Origin of the sequence: Pantoea sp. paga (assembly GCF_007558755.1) — a bacterium.
Taxonomy (GTDB): Bacteria; Pseudomonadota; Gammaproteobacteria; order Enterobacterales; family Enterobacteriaceae; genus Pantoea; species Pantoea agglomerans.
The window spans coordinates 1,098,201-1,116,156 of record NZ_VLTF01000001.1; the positions used below are offsets into that span (position 1 = coordinate 1,098,201).

Annotated in this window: 12 protein-coding genes; 6 read left to right on the forward strand and 6 right to left on the reverse strand. The window is 54.4% G+C overall.

What is annotated here, in order from left to right; translation table 11 throughout:
- Positions 1-318 precede the first annotated feature (318 nt).
- Complete coding sequence (gyrA, locus tag FOV68_RS04985; RefSeq protein WP_115387318.1) at positions 319-2,985, reverse strand: DNA topoisomerase (ATP-hydrolyzing) subunit A; 2,667 nt, start codon at positions 2,983-2,985, stop codon at positions 319-321.
- Between the two features lie 177 nt (positions 2,986-3,162).
- Here gyrA and ubiG point away from each other — a divergent pair, with 177 nt between their 5' ends.
- The 5 genes from ubiG (at position 3,163) to yfaE (ending at position 10,256) form a co-directional block, all read left to right on the forward strand.
- Entirely contained in the window at positions 3,163-3,888 is a 726-nt protein-coding gene (gene ubiG / locus FOV68_RS04990) for a bifunctional 2-polyprenyl-6-hydroxyphenol methylase/3-demethylubiquinol 3-O-methyltransferase UbiG (protein WP_010671459.1), read from the forward strand.
- 746 nt (positions 3,889-4,634) lie between these two features.
- Positions 4,635-5,966 (forward strand): gluconate:H+ symporter, encoded by a 1,332-nt coding sequence (locus FOV68_RS04995; RefSeq protein ID WP_143990423.1) that lies wholly within the window; start codon positions 4,635-4,637, stop codon positions 5,964-5,966.
- 537 nt (positions 5,967-6,503) lie between these two features.
- The gene (gene nrdA / locus FOV68_RS05000; protein WP_010258098.1) at positions 6,504-8,789 is read left to right on the forward strand and encodes a class 1a ribonucleoside-diphosphate reductase subunit alpha; all 2,286 of its coding nucleotides are present in this window, start codon (positions 6,504-6,506) and stop codon (positions 8,787-8,789) included.
- Positions 8,790-8,862: 73 nt separating this feature from the next.
- On the forward strand, positions 8,863-9,993 hold the full coding sequence (gene nrdB / locus FOV68_RS05005) for a class Ia ribonucleoside-diphosphate reductase subunit beta (RefSeq protein WP_010258096.1): 1,131 nt from the start codon (positions 8,863-8,865) through the stop codon (positions 9,991-9,993).
- Between the two features lie 2 nt (positions 9,994-9,995).
- A complete protein-coding gene (gene yfaE, locus FOV68_RS05010; protein WP_010258095.1) occupies positions 9,996-10,256 on the forward strand; it encodes a class I ribonucleotide reductase maintenance protein YfaE in 261 nt (86 codons plus the stop codon).
- A 335-nt stretch (positions 10,257-10,591) separates the two neighbouring features.
- Here yfaE and FOV68_RS05020 read toward each other — a convergent pair whose 3' ends face one another.
- Positions 10,592-11,788, reverse strand: coding sequence for a nicotinamide mononucleotide deamidase-related protein YfaY (locus FOV68_RS05020; protein ID WP_143990424.1), 1,197 nt, complete (start codon positions 11,786-11,788; stop codon positions 10,592-10,594).
- Positions 11,789-12,027: 239 nt separating this feature from the next.
- Complete coding sequence (gene elaB, locus FOV68_RS05025; RefSeq protein ID WP_010258091.1) at positions 12,028-12,339, reverse strand: stress response protein ElaB; 312 nt, start codon at positions 12,337-12,339, stop codon at positions 12,028-12,030.
- Positions 12,340-12,674: 335 nt separating this feature from the next.
- On the opposite strand from elaB, the gene FOV68_RS05030 reads away from it, so the two are divergent.
- On the forward strand, positions 12,675-14,333 hold the full coding sequence (locus tag FOV68_RS05030) for a glucan biosynthesis protein D (protein WP_143990425.1): 1,659 nt from the start codon (positions 12,675-12,677) through the stop codon (positions 14,331-14,333).
- Between the two features lie 33 nt (positions 14,334-14,366).
- On the opposite strand, the gene FOV68_RS05035 is transcribed toward FOV68_RS05030, so the two are convergent.
- The 3 genes from FOV68_RS05035 to nuoM all read right to left on the reverse strand — a co-directional run bounded on the left by FOV68_RS05035 (position 14,367) and on the right by nuoM (position 17,931).
- On the reverse strand, positions 14,367-14,825 hold the full coding sequence (locus FOV68_RS05035) for a GNAT family N-acetyltransferase (protein ID WP_010258085.1): 459 nt from the start codon (positions 14,823-14,825) through the stop codon (positions 14,367-14,369).
- 121 nt (positions 14,826-14,946) lie between these two features.
- Entirely contained in the window at positions 14,947-16,404 is a 1,458-nt protein-coding gene (gene nuoN / locus FOV68_RS05040; RefSeq protein ID WP_010258083.1) for an NADH-quinone oxidoreductase subunit NuoN, read from the reverse strand.
- Positions 16,405-16,410: 6 nt separating this feature from the next.
- On the reverse strand, positions 16,411-17,931 hold the full coding sequence (nuoM, locus tag FOV68_RS05045; protein ID WP_010258081.1) for an NADH-quinone oxidoreductase subunit M: 1,521 nt from the start codon (positions 17,929-17,931) through the stop codon (positions 16,411-16,413).
- Between the last annotated feature and the right edge of the window lie 25 nt (positions 17,932-17,956).

The following is a 17,956-nucleotide window of genomic DNA, read 5'->3' on the forward strand; positions in this document are numbered from 1 at the left end:
CTCAAAGCGACACCCAAATCCCAACAAGAAAGGCCTGCTGTGCCCGAAGAGCAAAGCGTCCACGCCAGGGATGGCGTGGCCGATCCGCATGGATGCGGGAATCCTTTGCGATCGGGCATTGCGGGCCTTTCGACGGCTCCCGACTCACAGCTACCAGCCACCAGCTACCAGCTACCAGCTACCAGCTACCAGCCATCAGCCACCCGCCATAAGCTCTCTGCCCCCTGCAATCTCCCCATCACACACAAAAAAAAACGGCAGGCCGGGTTTCCCCTGACCTGCCGTTTCTGCAACGAACCTCAGCTCACGCCAGACAAATTACTCTTCGTCTTCAGCCGCGTCGTCTTCTGCATCCGCTTCCGGCGCAATCTCTTCATCGTCAATCTCTGCTTCCGGCGCGATATCTTCCTCGCCTTCCGCCACGCTACCGTCGATTGAATCCAGCTCTTCTTCTTCAACCGGCTCGGCAACACGCTGCAGACCCACGACGTTCTCATCCTCTGCGGTACGAATCAGAATCACACCCTGGGTATTACGACCCACGACGCTGACTTCTGAAACGCGGGTACGCACCAGCGTACCGGCATCGGTGATCATCATAATCTGATCGCCATCAACGACCTGAACGGCGCCAATCACCGGACCATTACGTTCGGTCACTTTGATTGAAATAACACCCTGGGTCGCGCGCGACTTGGTCGGGTATTCGCTGTTGGCAGTACGCTTGCCGTAACCATTCTGCGTCACGGTCATAATTGCACCCTCTTCACGCGGCACAATCAATGACACAACCCGATCACCTTCAGCCAGCCTGATGCCGCGTACGCCAGAGGCGGTACGACCCATCGCACGGACTGCGGTTTCTGCAAAGCGCACCACTTTACCGGCCGCTGAGAACAGCATCGCTTCATCGTTACCGTTGGTCAGCGCCACACCGATCAGCTCATCGTCGTCACGCAGATTCACGGCAATAATACCGGCGCTGCGTGGACGGCTGAACTCTTTCAGGGCGGTCTTCTTCACGGTACCGAGCGCGGTCGCCATAAAGATATTAAAGCCTTCGGTATACTCACGTACCGGCAGAATCGCCGTAATACGCTCGTTGGCTTCCAGCGGCAGCAGATTGACGATTGGACGTCCACGTGCGCCACGGCTTGCTTCCGGCAACTGATAAACCTTCATCCAGTAGAGACGGCCACGGCTGGAGAAGCAAAGAATCGTGTCATGCGTATTGGCGACCAGCAGACGATCAATGAAGTCCTCTTCTTTGATACGTGCGGCTGACTTGCCCTTACCACCACGACGCTGCGCTTCATAGTCGGTCAGCGGCTGATACTTCACATAGCCCTGATGCGACAATGTCACCACAACATCTTCCTGATTGATCAGGTCTTCGATATTAATGTCAGCCGTGTTGGCGGTAATTTCTGTGCGACGCTCATCACCGAACTGATCACGCATCAGCTCCAGCTCTTCGCGGATCACTTCCATCAGACGGTCCGCGTTCGACAGAATGCGCAGCAGCTCAGCGATCTGCTCCAGCAGCGCTTTATACTCATCCAGCAGCTTCTCGTGCTCAAGGCCGGTCAGTTTCTGCAGACGCAGATCCAGAATCGCCTGAGCCTGCTGCTCGGTCAGATAGTATTGACCATCACGGATGCCGTATTGTGGATCCAGCCACTCCGGACGCGCGGCGTCATCACCGGCACGTTCCAGCATCGCTGACACGTTACCGAGATCCCACGCCTGCGCAATCAGACCCGCTTTCGCTTCTGCCGGGTTTGGTGCACGACGAATCAGCTCGATGATCGGATCGATATTCGCCAGCGCAATCGCCAGACCTTCCAGGATATGCGCACGATCGCGCGCCTTACGCAGTTCAAAGATAGTACGACGCGTCACAACTTCACGACGATGTCGAACAAAGGCGTCCAGAATCTCCTTCAGCGCCATGATCTTCGGCTGACCCTGATGCAGGGCGACCATGTTGATACCAAACGAGGTCTGCAACTGGGTCAGTGAATAGAGATTATTCAGCACGACTTCGCCGACCGCATCGCGCTTGATCTCAATCACGATACGCATGCCGTCTTTATCAGACTCATCGCGCAGTGCGCTGATGCCTTCGACACGCTTCTCTTTCACCAGCTCCGCAATCTTCTCAATCAGGCGTGCCTTGTTAACCTGATACGGCAGCTCATGAATGATGATGGTCTCGCGGCCCGTTTTAGCATCAGCTTCCACTTCGCCACGCGCACGAATATAAATTTTACCGCGTCCGGTGCGGTACGCTTCTTCGATGCCACGGCGACCATTGATAATAGCGGCGGTCGGGAAATCAGGCCCCGGAATGTGCTCCATCAGCTCTTCAATGCTGATGTCTTCATTTTCAATGTAAGCCAGGCAGCCGTTAATCACTTCACGCAGGTTATGCGGCGGAATGTTGGTTGCCATACCCACGGCGATACCGGAAGAACCGTTCACCAGCAGGTTAGGAATTTTGGTCGGCAGAACTTCAGGGATCTGCTCAGTGCCGTCGTAGTTCGGTACGAAATCGACGGTCTCTTTTTCCAGGTCAGCTAACAGGTCGTGGGCGATTTTCGACATGCGAATTTCGGTATAACGCATCGCCGCGGCTGAGTCGCCGTCGATGGAACCGAAGTTGCCTTGTCCGTCCACCAGCATGTAACGCAGGGAGAAAGGCTGGGCCATACGTACAATGGTGTCGTATACGGCGGAATCACCATGCGGGTGATATTTACCGATAACGTCACCGACGACGCGGGCAGATTTTTTATAGGGTTTGTTCCAGTCGTTACCCAGTACGCTCATCGCAAAAAGTACGCGACGATGAACCGGCTTCAGGCCATCACGCACATCGGGTAAAGCTCGGCCAACGATGACCGACATGGCGTAACCGAGGTAAGAATTTTTTAATTCTTCTTCGATATTGACCGGTGTAATTTCTCTCGCAAGGTCGCTCATGGAGCCGCTATCCCTCTACTTAATCCCGGATTTTAAAGGTGCGAAAGTATATCACACTGCAATGCTCTGGTGAACGCTAACCACCGATTTCACCCGCTTTTCCTTGTGCCTGAAAGGTGTGCCATCTGCGGTTAAGCGTTTATACTGTGGGCACATTTTGTCAGGAGTTACGATTCAATGAATGCACAACCGCAGAATCATCAGCAGAACGTCGATGCGCAGGAAATTGCCAAGTTTGAGGCCGTTGCCTCGCGCTGGTGGGATCTGGAGGGTGAATTTAAACCGTTGCACCGCATTAACCCGCTGCGCCTGGGCTATATCGCGCAGCACAGCAACGGCTTATTCGGTAAAACCGTGCTCGACGTCGGATGCGGCGGCGGCATCTTAGCCGAAAGCATGGCGCGCGAAGGCGCCGTGGTCACGGGTCTGGACATGGGCGCGGAACCGCTGGCCGTGGCGCGCCTGCATGCTCTGGAGAGCGGAGTGACGCTGGACTACGTGCAGCAGACCGTCGAAGAGCATGCGGAGCAGCACGCAGGAAAATATGATGTGGTGACCTGCATGGAGATGCTGGAGCACGTGCCGGATCCGCGCTCAGTCGTTCACGCCTGTGCGAAGCTGGTCAAACCCGGCGGCGAAGTCTTTTTCTCTACGCTGAACCGCAATCCAAAAGCCTGGCTGCTGGCGATATTTGGCGCGGAATATGTGTTGCGCATGCTGCCGCGCGGCACCCACGACGTGAAGAAATTTATCCGTCCTTCCGAACTGCTGGGCTGGGTCGATGAAACGGCCCTGCGTGAACGCCACATCATTGGCCTGCACTACAACCCGGTGACCAACCGCTTCAAACTGGCTCCCGGCACTGACGTGAATTATATGGTGCACACCCACCGCGCCGTCTGAGTGATATTACCCGCCTGAAAGCAGGCGGGTAATATTGAAGTCTGACTTGCGTTAACCGCTCAAATAAAACTATCCGCGCATTAACCGTAACCATTGCAGCATTCAGTTACGAATCACGCTAAATACAGGCGCGCTTTTCATAGCCCCTCCCTGCCTGATAACCTTCGCTGGCACATTAAAACAACCCCCTCACCAAAACTGAATAAAACCACGTTCAGCGCATGAGAATAATTAAAATCAGGCCTTAATAGCCGATTGGCTTTAATTCATTAAAACGGATTACTGACTCAACCCTGACCTTTAAAAACTTATTGATTTAAAAAATAAAAAAATAAAAATCACGTTGATAAAACCCCAGATTTAATTATTCACCAGGTAAAGAACTTATCCTGTCAATGCGCTCATACCGCTCTGAAGTGATGGTTTTAACACACTGTGACACGCTTCAAAAAACCTCCATCCGCAATTCAATATACTAGAATGGTAGAATTACCTGATACTCAGTGACCTGACTGTTGATGCCTTAGATAAAGAGGGCTGAAACCTGTATAGCCCGGCAATCAATCTGTAAACGTCGCTACGGTGAGCGCTATAAATGGCGATTAAGGCTGAAAGCCTCCGGCCAGACAAACAGCGACTTTAATTCTGAACAGGGCAAGCGGTGCTGAATAAGTTACCAGCCAGAATAATAACGGGCAGTCGTATATGCCTGCATAAGATTAACTTCATCACTGTTAAGGATAACCATGACGCCCTTTTTATCGCTTTTTTGGGTACTGGCTGGTATCGCGATATTAGTCGTACTCAATCTGAAATATAAATTCCACAACGTCTTCTCTCTGCTGATTGCGGGCATGTTTGTTGCCATCATGGTGGGCATTCCGTCAGATAAAATTGTCGGCGTAGTCCAGATGGGGATCGGCAGCATCATGGGTCACCTTGCGCTGATCATCATATTCGGCGCGATTATTGGCAAGTTCATGACCGAATCGGGTGCAAGCCAGCAGATAGCGGATACGGTCATCCGCCATTGTGGCACTCGCTTCCTCTCGACCGGGCTGATGTTTATCGGCGTCATATTCGGTATTGCGATGTTCTACGAGGTCGCCTTTCTGATTGCCATGCCGCTGGTGATGAACATAGCTAAAAAAGCGGATATCCCTTACATGAAGCTGGTCATCCCGACGGTGGTCGGCGCCACCATGGGACACAGCCTGTTTCCACCACAGCCGGGGCCGGTTGCCCTTATCAGCGCATTTAACGCGGATATCGTTCAGGTCTATCTTTACGGCGTTGTGGTGATTATCCCTGCCCTGTTTTGCGCTGGCGTTTTACTGCCTCGTTTCCTGCCGGGAATCAGCCGTATTCCGCTTAATTCAATGATCAAACCGATAAAAGAGCTGGCATCTGAAGATCTTCCTTCTTTCAGAATCAGTATTCTGATCCCGCTGATCCCTGCGGTGCTGATGATTCTGGCGTCAGTGGTCAAACCCCTGGCCGGTGATGGCGCTGAGCTGACACGCGTCTTTAAACTGCTGGGCAGCGCGGAGGTCAGCATGCTGTTCGCCACGCTGGCTGCGATGTGGTTTCTGGGGGTTAAACGGGGGATGACTTCCGAAGGCATAACAGAGCACGTCACCAACTCGATTTCGCAAATTTCCAATGTGCTGTTTGTCATCAGCGCCGGCGGCATCCTTAAACAGGTGATCATCGATTCTGATGTGGGTGACAGCATTGTCCAGCTCATGAGTCATGTGCCCTTCTCACCTTTTATCATTGCCTGGTTAATCACGGCAGTGATCCGCATTCTTACCGGCCAGGGCGCGGTAGCCGCCATTACTTCAGCGGGCATTGTGGCCCCGATGATCGAGGCCTTTCATCTTAATCCGGCGCTGATGGTGCTTGCCGTAGCCTGTGGCAGCAACACCATCACGCTGATGTATGACGGTGGCTTTTTACTGTTCAAAGAGACCTTTGGTATCTCCATGAAAGGCACCTTCAAAACCTGGGGGCTGCTGGAGTTGATCAACTCGGTCGTGGGTCTGGGCATGGTCATCCTAATCAGCCAGCTTATTTAGTTTTTCCGCCTCTGCCGTACAGGATTCACGTCAGAGGCGATTCACTTTACTCCCTTCCGTGCCAAAGAGAGATTGCTGCAGGAAAACGCACACTGAGGCATTCTGTTATGTGCCAGAGAGTTACGCGTTTCTGGCGGTAAGCCATCAGAAGCAGCGGCAATGGCCTGACCCGCTCACAGCAACCCGCTAGCGGCTTTTAGCCATTTTTCATCCCTTTTCCTGCTGAATCCTGAGGATTGAATAAGAAACACGCGCCCGATCATAATAAGAAAAAAAAGTGTGATCTGGTTGACATGATGCCAGGCCTTACAAGGCGTGGGCTAAGAAATTTCGCAAGAATTACAACCCCTCCAGCCATCATTTTTTGCTCTTGTTAAGCGGCCGTAAAATACTAAAATATGCCCCCATGTAGTTATGGCTTTTCCCATCACCCCCTAGATGTAGTGTTTATCCACACATTATTCACAATGAATAGGCTGTGTATAAACCGGGATTTCTTTTAATTTTTGGATACTCACGCAAAGGTAAAAACGCGACATGAACCAGAGTCTGCTCGTTACTAAACGCGATGGCCGCCAGGAGCGCATTGATCTCGACAAAATTCACCGTGTGCTGGACTGGGCAGCTGAAGGGCTGAACAACGTCTCAGTTTCACAGGTTGAGCTGCGCTCTCACATTCAGTTCTATGATGGCATCAGAACCTCTGACATTCATGAGACCATCATCAAGGCCGCAGCAGACCTCATCTCCCGCGATGCCCCTGACTATCAGTACCTGGCTGCCCGCCTGGCGATCTTCCACCTGCGCAAAAAAGCGTATGGTCAGTTTGAGCCGCCAAAGCTCTATGACCAGGTCGTTAAGATGGTCGACATGGGCAAATATGATCGTCACCTGCTGGAAGATTACAGCCAGGAAGAGTTTGCGCAGATGGACGAGTTCCTCGACCACTGGCGTGACATGAACTTCTCCTATGCCGCTGTGAAGCAGCTGGAAGGCAAATATCTGGTGCAGAACCGCGTTTCGGGTGAAATCTACGAAAGCGCGCAGTTCCTCTACATTCTGGTCGCCGCCTGCCTCTTCTCCGGCTACCCGCGCGACACGCGTATGGATTACATCAAGCGTTTCTATGATGCGATCTCGACGTTTAAAATCTCCCTGCCGACGCCAATCATGTCTGGCGTTCGCACCCCGACGCGCCAGTTCAGCTCCTGTGTACTGATCGAGTGCGGCGACAGCCTGGACTCTATCAACGCCACCTCCAGCGCGATTGTGAAATATGTCTCTCAGCGTGCCGGCATCGGTATCAACGCCGGTCGTATCCGTGCGCTGGGCAGCCCGATTCGCGGCGGTGAAGCGTTCCATACCGGCTGTATCCCGTTCTACAAGCATTTCCAGACCGCGGTGAAGTCCTGTTCTCAGGGCGGCGTTCGTGGCGGCGCAGCCACGCTGTTCTACCCGATGTGGCATCTGGAAATCGAAAGCCTGCTGGTACTGAAGAACAACCGTGGTGTTGAAGGCAACCGCGTGCGTCACATGGACTATGGTGTACAGCTCAACAAGCTGATGTATCAGCGCCTGCTGAAGGGCGAAGATATCACCCTGTTCAGCCCGTCTGACGTGCCTGGCCTGTATGACGCATTCTTCGCCAATCAGGATGAGTTTGAGCGCCTTTATACCAAATATGAGCAGGATCAGAGCATCCGCAAGCAGCGGGTTAAAGCGGTCGATCTCTTCTCACTGATGATGCAGGAACGTGCCTCTACCGGCCGTATCTACATTCAGAACGTCGATCACTGCAACACCCACAGCCCGTTTGACCCGAGCATTGCGCCGGTTCGCCAGTCTAACCTCTGCCTGGAAATCGCCCTGCCGACCAAACCGCTGGAAGATGTTAACGACGAAAACGGAGAGATTGCCCTGTGTACGCTCTCTGCGTTCAACCTCGGCGCCATCGAAAGCCTCGACGATCTGGAAGAGCTGGCTACCCTGGCAGTACGTGCGCTTGATGCGCTGCTCGACTATCAGGACTACCCGATCCCGGCTGCCCAGCGTGGCGCAATGGGTCGTCGTACTCTGGGTATCGGCGTGATCAACTACGCCTACTATCTGGCGAAGCATGGTGTGCGCTACTCCGATGGCAGCGCCAATGGCCTGACACACAAGACCTTTGAAGCAATTCAGTATTATCTGCTGAAAGCCTCAAACGAGCTGGCGAAAGAGCAAGGTGCCTGCCCGTGGTTCAATGAAACCACCTATGCACAGGGCATTCTGCCTATCGACACCTACAAGAAAGATCTGGACGCGATCAGCAACGAACCGCTGCATCTCGACTGGGAAAGCCTGCGTGAAGAGATTAAAACGCACGGCCTGCGCAACTCGACCCTGTCTGCGCTGATGCCGTCTGAAACCTCGTCGCAGATCTCCAATGCCACCAACGGCATTGAGCCTCCACGCGGCCACATCAGCATCAAAGCGTCGAAAGATGGCATCCTGCGTCAGGTCGTGCCGGAGTATGAGCGTCTGAAAGATCAGTACGAACTGCTGTGGGAAATGCCGAACAACGACGGCTACCTGCAACTGGTGGGTCTGATGCAGAAATTCATCGACCAGGCGATTTCGTCCAACACCAACTACGATCCGTCGCGCTTCACCAACGGTAAAGTGCCGATGAAACAGCTGCTGAAAGATCTGCTGACGGCGTATAAGTTCGGCGTGAAAACGCTCTACTATCAAAACACCCGTGACGGTGCTGAAGATGCGCAGGATGACCTGGCACCTTCTATCCAGGATGATGGCTGCGAGAGCGGCGCCTGTAAGATCTAATGGTCAGGCGGGAGGAATCTCCCGCCTCATTCATTTCACGAGGCCTGGCTTCGTCTACTTTTGGACAACTTTTATGGCTTACTCCACTTTCTCACAGAACAAAAATGATCAGCTGAAAGAGCCGATGTTTTTCGGTCAGTCCGTAAACGTGGCGCGCTTCGACCAGCAAAAATATGACATCTTTGAAAAGCTGATCGAAAAGCAGCTCTCCTTCTTCTGGCGTCCGGAAGAGGTCGACGTTTCCCGCGATCGCATCGATTACCAGGCGCTGCCGGACCACGAAAAACATATCTTTATCAGCAACCTGAAATATCAGACGCTGCTGGATTCGATTCAGGGCCGCAGCCCGAACGTCGCGCTGCTGCCGCTGATCTCGATTCCTGAACTGGAAACCTGGATTGAAACCTGGGCATTCTCAGAGACGATTCACTCCCGTTCTTACACCCACATCATCCGTAATATCGTTAACGATCCGGCGGTGGTGTTTGACGATATCGTCACCAATGAGCAGATTCTGGCGCGTGCTCAGGATATCTCACGCTATTACGACGATCTGATTGAGATGACCAACTACTGGCATCAGCTGGGTGAAGGCACGCATCAGGTCAATGGCAAACCGGTTGTCGTCAGCCTGCGCGCCCTGAAGAAGCAGCTCTATATCTGCCTGATGAGCGTCAATGCGCTGGAAGCGATCCGTTTCTATGTCAGCTTCGCCTGTTCCTTCGCATTCGCTGAGCGCGAGCTGATGGAAGGCAATGCCAAAATCATCAAGCTAATTGCCCGCGATGAAGCGCTGCACCTGACCGGCACTCAGCACATGCTGAACCTGCTGCGCAGCGGTGAAGACGATCCGGAGATGAAAGAGATTGCGGCAGAGTGCCGTGAAGAGTGCTTCGAGCTGTTTAAGAAAGCAGCGCTGCAGGAGAAAGAGTGGGCAGAATATCTGTTCAGCGGCGGCTCAATGATCGGCCTGAACAAAGATATTCTCTGCCAGTACATTGAGTACATCACCAATATCCGTATGCAGGCTGTCGGCCTTGATTTGCCGTTCCAGACGCGCTCAAACCCAATCCCATGGATTAACTCCTGGCTGGTCTCTGACAACGTTCAGGTTGCGCCGCAGGAAGTGGAAGTGAGCTCCTATCTGGTGGGTCAGATCGATTCTGAAGTTGGCGCTAACGACTTCGACGACTTCCAGCTTTAATGATGAGCCGCGACGTTGTTATTCTGCGCAGTTCCGGCACCCGGCTGGAATGCACAGACGAACATACCAATCTGCTGACGCTGCTGGAAGCCAACAATCTCTGCGTGGAGTTTCAGTGCCGCGAAGGTTACTGCGGCTCCTGCCGGATGCGGCTGCTGAAAGGCGAAGTGCATTACCCACAGCGGCCGCTGGCCTTTGTGCAGCAGGATGAGATCCTGCCCTGCTGCTGCAAAGCCAAAGGCGAGATTGAGCTGGAGTTATAACTGAGATGGAATAAGTCTGGCTTGATTTGCTGTGAGATCGAGTCAGCTTAGGGAACACGGTCAGATCGGAAAGACGCAAAAAGCGTCATCCCTGACAACTCGGCCCGCGCGATTACGCACCTCATCCCTGAGGTGCGCCCGTAGCCGGGCCAACGCGTTGCGTTGTTCAAAAACGCTCCCGGCGTTTTTGTCCCAGGCGCGGGACGCTTTCCTCCTCTGCCCGTGTTCCCTGCGCTTTGAGCTAATTTATTGCTGCGAGAATGACGCTGTATGGGGTTAATTCGCAGTCACATATAAAACGGGCGCCTCAGGCGCCCGTTTCGTTTTCACTAACATTACTGTCTGACAGTTTCGACCACATCAATCCAGCCGTGACCGGTGCTCACTTCGCTGCCGTGTAACCAGCGGCGCAGCATGTTCATCGCCATCATTGCCACCACCTTCTGCCGCGTCTCCAGATTATGGCGACCGGTACTGAACTTCACGCGCTGACCAAAGCTGCCATCCGGCGTATGTAGCGCCACCGAAATCTCTTCCTGCTCCAGGCTGCCTACAGAGAGCGCCAGCGCGGCCTGCTGCTGTGCAGCAAGTTCGCGGGTGCGGGTCACCTGCTGCTCCAGCGTCTCCTGCCGGGATGGCAGGATGTCAGCGCCACGCAGCGGCACGCTGGCGCCAGCCAACTGCCAGTAGAGCAGTCCGGCGGTGTATTGCTCACTGACTGCCAGCTGCTCACCGCGCTGCTCCAGCTCACGTGCCAGCAGCGCCGGTAAGCCTTCGGTGCCTTCGAAAATGGTGCACTCCGCCAGTTGCAGGCGCACCTGCTGCCACACCTGCTCCATCGCCACCCGCTGACTGGCCGGGCCGGTGAGCTTGATCTCGATGATCGGCATGGACGAGCGATATCCCATGACTACGCCTTCCGGCAGCGCCAGCGGCTCCAGTTCGGCGGCAATATCGCTTTCACCACGACCGAAGGTAGTCAGCCGCAGACAAATCGGTGGCTCGGGCGGCGAAAATTTCGCTTTCAGACGGGGGATGATCTGCTGCTCCACCATCACTTTAAATTCAGACGGCACACCAGGCGTGAAGAACATCCAGCAGCGATTGAGTTGCAGGGCAAAGCCACAGGCGGTACCGACCGGATTATCAATCAGTTCCGCATTAGCCGGGATTTCCGCCTGCTTGCGATTGCTGGCCGCCATCACGCGTCCCCGGCTGGCGAACCAGGCTTCCATCTGTTCCAGCCACTCCTGCTGCACCTCTAGCTCAACGCCACAGGCTCTGGCTGCTGCCAGCGCACTGAGATCGTCACTGGTCGGCCCCAGACCGCCATTTACAATCAGCACATCTGCCTCATGGCTGCGCGCCTGTAGCGTGGCGATTAGCGATTTGAGTGAATCTCCTACCGTGGTGCGGCTGGTCATAGGTAACCCCTGCTGGAACAGCATATCCGCCAGCCAGGCTGCGTTGGTATCGACGATTTGGCCATGCAGCACCTCATCCCCGGTCGACAGCATCTCTACTCTAATCACGTTGAGTTCTCCTTTTCACGTTTGCTTTACTGTACGAACTCCTCCCGCCAGACACAATCGGCATCACCAGGGATTGTGACCATTGCGTCTCAGGCACATTGTGCATAAAGATAGCGAGGGTGAAGCAGGATCAAGGGAGGGGAAGGTGTTCAGGGAGTTAAAAACCAATAAAAACGGCGGGATTGCCCCGCCGCTTTTTTATTACTGTTGTCTGCTACAACCGGGTCAGCGAATCGCGATTAACGACGCGCCAGCAGCAGACCGAGTACCAGACCGGCTGTTGCACCGATACCGACACCCTGCCATGGTTTTTCGTGTACGTAGTCGTCTGCACGGTAAGCCGCTTGTTTAGCGCGATAATAGTAGCTATCGGACGCCTGGCTGACACGGGATTTCACATCGTTCAGCGCCTGTTCGGCTTTGCTTTTAAGCTCAATGTACTTCTGATCGGCCGGATCGCCTGATGCCTTAAGAACTTCTTCCAGCGTTTCAGTCAGTAACGCAATATCGTCATCGAGGCCCGTTTCGAATTGATTTGTCTGGTTTACCATCGTTTCCTCCGTGTGAATTGCAAAGCAGTTCATTAACTATAGTCATAATCTGGCGCTCTGCTGATTTCCTGCTCCAGGAATCACCTGATTTTTCATCTGTTAATCTTGCTCAGTGCAGGCTGTGCGCCGTTTCGCTGCGCAAAGAAGTGTAAGACGCAGCGGCAACCGCGGAATTTCGCTTCGCTTCTTTGATTAATCTGATAAATTTTGTCGTGACTGAATTTTCCAGTAACCCTACTGTCGTACCCCTCTGTTGCCTGTGATTATCGGGCCATGAAAGTGCATTTTGCACGACAGTCACGACACCCTCGAACAGCTAAGGAATAATCTCTGGCATGAATCGAAGAATGTTTATGAAAGCGTCAATGGCCTTCTCCGCCGTCAGCGGCATGACCGGCCTGTCAACGCTGTTTGCGCAATCCGCATGGGCAGAAGATGGCATTGCTGACGGAACCGCCGTACGCTTCGATTTCGACGTATTGAAGAAAAACGCGGCTGCGCTGGCGAAAAAACCCTGGGGCGGAGCACCGGGCGCGCTGCCGGAGACGCTGGCCACACTGACCCCGCAGGCGTACAACGAAATTCAGTATGACGCCAACCACTCACTCTGGAACAACCTGCCCGATCGTCAACTGGACGTTCAGTTCTTCCATGTCGGTATGGGCTTCAAGCGGCGCATTCGCATGTTCTCTGTTGACGGCGAGAGTCGCGAAGCGCGCGAAATTCACTTCCGTCCCGAATTGTTCAACTACAACGACGCCAAGGTCGATACGAAGCAGCTGGAGGGCAAAACTGACCTCGGCTTCGCCGGTTTCCGCGCCTTTAAAAAACCGGAACTGGCCCGTCGCGACATCGTCTCCTTCCTTGGCGCAAGCTACTTCCGTGCCGTTGACGATACTTTCCAGTACGGCCTCTCGGCGCGTGGCGTAGTGATCAACACCTTCAGCAATGGCCAGGAGGAGTTTCCCGATTTCACCGCCTTCTGGTTTGAAACGCCAAAAGCGGAAGATACCACCTTTACCTGCTACGCCCTGCTGGATGGTGCCAGCGTCACCGGTGCTTATAAATTCATCATCCATTGCGAAGAGAAACGCGTGGTGATGGAGGTGGAAAACCACCTGTTTGCCCGTAAAGAGATCCGTCAGATTGGCATCTCGCCAATGACCAGCATGTTCAGCTGCGGCACCAACGAACGCCGCATGTGTAACACTTACCATCCGCAGATCCATGACTCCGATCGCCTGGCGATGTGGACCGGTAAAGGCGAATGGATTGCCCGCCCGCTGAATAATCCTCAGCGTCTGCAGTTCAACGCCTATGAAGATGAGAATCCGCGTGGGTTTGGCCTGCTGCAGCTTAATCACGACTTCAAAGATTATCAGGATGTGATTGGCTGGTATGACAAACGTCCCAGCCTGTGGGTTGAGCCGGTCGGTAAGTGGGGCAAAGGCGCGATCAACCTGATGGAGATCCCGACCACGGGTGAAACGCTGGATAACGTGGTCTGCTTCTGGCAACCGGCTGAGCCGGTCAAAGCGGGCAGCGAGCTGAACTTCTCCTACAAGCTTTACTGGAGTGGTTTGCCGCCGGTGCGTAGCGGTCTGGCGCGCGTGGATGCAACCCGTACCGGTATCGGTGGTTTCCCGGAAGGCTGGGCGCCTGGCGAACACTTCCCGGAAACCTGGTGCCGCCGCTTCGCCATCGATTTTATTGGTGGCGATCTGCAGGCTGCTGCGCCGAAAGGTATTGAGCCGGTGATTACCGTTTCATCCGGTAGCGTGAAGCAGGTTGAGATTCTGTATGTCGATCCGCTTAAGGGCTATCGCATCCTGTTTGACTGGTATCCAAATAGCGATTCCACCGAGCCGGTAGAGATGCGTCTGTTCCTGCGCAGCAAAGATGAGACGCTGAGTGAAACCTGGCTCTATCAATATTTCCCGCCTGCGCCGGATCAGCGTAAATATGTCGACGACCGCCAGATGACGGTGGGTTGATGTAAAAAAGGCGAGGCTCAGGCCTCGCCTTTTTTATGGCGCGTTCTTCAGCATATCAACGTGAGGGATCCCATCTTCCAGGTAGTTCTCCCCCACCGCGACAAAGCCATGCTGCCCATAGAAACTTTCCAGATGCGCCTGCGCGGAGAGAAACAGATCGCGGCCCGGCCAGTGCTGCTGACAACTGTTGATTGCCTGCTCCATCAGACGATTACCCAGCCGCGCGCCACGAACCCGATCTGAAACAATCACCCGTCCGATTTTCACCGGGCTGGTCTCATCCTCCGGGGAGAGCAGTCGCGCATAGGCCACCAGCTGGTCATCCGCCATTCCCAGCAGATGCCGGTTTTCCGCCTGCAAATCTTTGCCATCCACATCAAGGTAAGCGCACTGCTGTTCCACCACAAACACGGCACTGCGCAACGCCAGCAGGGCATAGAGCTGTGAGGGGGTCAGTTCGCTATGGTGTTTATCCTGCCAGTTAATGTCCATGGTCTCTCCTTTAAACCACACACTCTACATCAGCGCGGTGTCGCCAGCACCTGCTGGTGACACCCTTTTACAGGCAAAAAAATCAGGCCCGGAGGCCTGATTCGTCAGTCGCAGCACGCGCTTACATCAGCGGTTGAGCCATCTGCACCAGTCTGATCAGCGGCTGCGGGTAAACCCCTAACAGCAGCACCAGAATGGCAGAGATCAGTACCACCACACCACCGGCCGTAAATGCCCAGTTAGCCGGAGTATCACGGGTATGCAGTTCCGGCGGGCTGAGGTAGAGACTCACCGTCACGCGCAGATAGTAGTAGAGGCCAATCGCACTACCCGCGACTACAGCACCGGTCAGCCACCACAGGTGCGCACTGACGCCTGAAGCGATAACGTAGAATTTACCGATAAAGCCCAGCGTCATCGGGATACCCGCCAGTGACAGCATCATCACCGTCATCACCGCTGACAGAATAGGACGATGCCAGAACAGACCGCGATAGGAGTAGAGCGAGTCAGCATCCGGGCCACGATACGGGCTGGACATCAGACTCACCACGCCAAACGCGCCCAGGCTGCTGAACAGATAACCGGCCAGGTATACGCCAGAGGTTTCCAGCGACAGCTGATGATCTTTAACCGCAATCAGCGCCACCAGCAGATAACCGAGGTGGGCGATAGAGGAGTAACCCAGCAGACGCTTGATGTTGCTCTGCGAAATCGCCATCAGGTTACCGAACAGAATCGACACAAAGGCGATCATGGCCAGCACTGTGCGCACCGCTTCGCTGTCGGTCACCGGCGCATACATAAACAGACGCATGATGACACCGAAGATTGCAATCTTGCTGGCGGTGGCCAGGAAGGTTGAAACCGGCGCAGGCGCACCCTGATAAACATCGGGGGTCCAGAGGTGGAACGGAACCAGTGAGAGCTTAAAGCCCAGACCGATGATCATCATACCCAGACCCACCAGCAGCAGTGGCTCGTGGATCATGCTGTCAGTCAGGCTCTGGCCCAGCGCCACAAAGCTCAGGTTACCGGAGTCGGCGTAAATCAGCGCAATACCAAACAGCAGGAACGACGAGGCCGCCGCTGAAAGAATGGTGTACTTCAGTGCGGCTTCAAGCGAACGTTTCTGGCGGAAGGCGTAACCAATCAGACCAAACAGCGGCAGCGACAGTAGTTCAATACCGATGAACAGCGAGGCCAGATGATTAGCACTGGCCAGCACGATGCCACCGAGTGCCGCAATCAGCACCAGCAGGTAAAACTCATCTTTGTTGTCCGGGAAGCCTGCCAGCCATGGATAGGCAAAGGTACAGGTCGCCAGACTCGCCAGCATGACCAGCGCGGTATAGAACATCGAATAGCCATCGACGCGCAGCAGCGGCGTGACATCCATCGCTCCGACCTGACCGACAAAGTAGAGCGAGAGCAGCGCCAGGTTCAGGCCAACTACCGTTAGCGTGGCGTTAACGAAGTGGTTGCGTCGCCAGGCAATGGACAGCATCACAACCACCACCGTCAATCCGACGATTAACAGCGGTAGCAACGCAATCAATTGGTGAGGAGTTATTGTCATGGCGAATTACGGCCTTGTAGTTGAAATTGAAGCGGTAAACCACTGCTGAATATTGCTCATGGCAGCGTGCGAAGTATCCAGAATCGGCTGTGGATAGACGCCCAGCAGCACCAGCAGCACCACCAGAACCCCGATAGTCATGAACTCACGCGGTGACATGCCTGGCAGCGGATCTTTCGATTTCGCTTCGCCGTAGTAAGCGCGCTGCATCATCACCAGCGAGTAAATCGAGGCGAACACCAGACCAAAGGTCGCGATGATGATAATCATCGGCACCACCTGGAAGCTGCCGGTCAGAATCATAAATTCGCCGACGAAGTTACCGGTGCCTGGCATACCGAGGTTGGCAACAGCAAAGAACAGCGACAGACCCGGTATCCATTTAATGCGCGACCACAGGCCACCCATCTGACGCATATCGCGAGTATGCAGACGCTCATACAGCTGGCCACACAGAATGAAGAGTGCTGCAGCGGAGAGACCGTGCGCAATCATCTGAATCACCGCGCCCTGCAGCGCCAGCTGGCTGCCGGTGTAGATGGCAATCAGCACAAAGCCCATGTGCGAAATCGAGGTGTAAGCAATCAGACGTTTGATATCGGTCTGCGAGAAGGCCATCCACGCACCGTAGAAGATACCGATGATGCCTAACCACATGGCAATCGGCGCAAACTCAGCTGACGCATTCGGAAACAGCGGCAGACTGAAACGCAGTAAACCGTAAGCTGCGGTTTTCAGCAGGATACCCGCCAGGTCGACAGAACCGGCAGTTGGCGCCTGACTGTGCGCATCCGGCAGCCAGCCGTGCAACGGTACCACCGGCATCTTCACCGCAAAGGCGATAAAGAAGCCCAGCATCAGCAGATATTCAACACCGCTCGACATTGGCGTCTGCAGCAGCTGTTCGTAGTTGAATGTCCAGACGCCAGTCGCGTTGTAGTGAACAAACACCAGGCCCAGAATCGCAATCAGCATTACCAGACCTGAAGCCTGGGTGTAGATGAAGAATTTGGTCGCGGCGGAAATACGGGTTTTGCCGTCCGATGCTTTATGACCCCAAAGCGCGATGAGGAAGTACATCGGCACCAGCATCATTTCCCAGAAGAAGAAGAACAGGAACAGGTCGATGGAGAGGAACACACCGATCACGCCGCCCAGGATCCACATCAGGTTCAGGTGGAAGAAGCCCTGATACTTTGAAATCTCATTCCAGGAACAGAGCACCGCCATCAGACCGAGCAGGCCGGTCAGCACCACCATCAGCAGCGACAGGCCATCAATGGCTAAATGGAAGCTGATACCGAAGCGTGGGATCCACGGAACGGAGAAACTTGACTGCCACTGCGGAATACCCGCTGCCTGCGTCAGTGAATAGCCTCCCTGCAACCAGAGTTGCAGTGAAAGCGCCAACGTCAGCCCCATAGTGATCAGTGCGATCCAGCGTGGCACCTTCGCGCCGAGGCGCTCAGTGAGCCAGCAGATCAGACCACCGACGAAGGGTATGATAATTAGCCAAGGTAATAACACGGCACACTTCCCTTTTCTTTGTCTT

Excerpts from the sequence above, each read along its gene's own strand:
- nuoN (WP_010258083.1), bottom strand. The coding sequence starts at position 16,404 with ATGACAATAACTCCTCACCAATTGATTGCGTTGCTACCGCTGTTAATC.
- FOV68_RS05035 (WP_010258085.1), bottom strand. The coding sequence starts at position 14,825 with ATGGACATTAACTGGCAGGATAAACACCATAGCGAACTGACCCCCTCA.
- ubiG (WP_010671459.1), top strand. The coding sequence starts at position 3,163 with ATGAATGCACAACCGCAGAATCATCAGCAGAACGTCGATGCGCAGGAA.
- gyrA (WP_115387318.1), bottom strand. The coding sequence starts at position 2,985 with ATGAGCGACCTTGCGAGAGAAATTACACCGGTCAATATCGAAGAAGAA.
- elaB (WP_010258091.1), bottom strand. The coding sequence starts at position 12,339 with ATGGTAAACCAGACAAATCAATTCGAAACGGGCCTCGATGACGATATT.
- yfaE (WP_010258095.1), top strand. The coding sequence starts at position 9,996 with ATGAGCCGCGACGTTGTTATTCTGCGCAGTTCCGGCACCCGGCTGGAA.
- nrdA (WP_010258098.1), top strand. The coding sequence starts at position 6,504 with ATGAACCAGAGTCTGCTCGTTACTAAACGCGATGGCCGCCAGGAGCGC.
- FOV68_RS05030 (WP_143990425.1), top strand. The coding sequence starts at position 12,675 with ATGAATCGAAGAATGTTTATGAAAGCGTCAATGGCCTTCTCCGCCGTC.
- FOV68_RS04995 (WP_143990423.1), top strand. The coding sequence starts at position 4,635 with ATGACGCCCTTTTTATCGCTTTTTTGGGTACTGGCTGGTATCGCGATA.
- nrdB (WP_010258096.1), top strand. The coding sequence starts at position 8,863 with ATGGCTTACTCCACTTTCTCACAGAACAAAAATGATCAGCTGAAAGAG.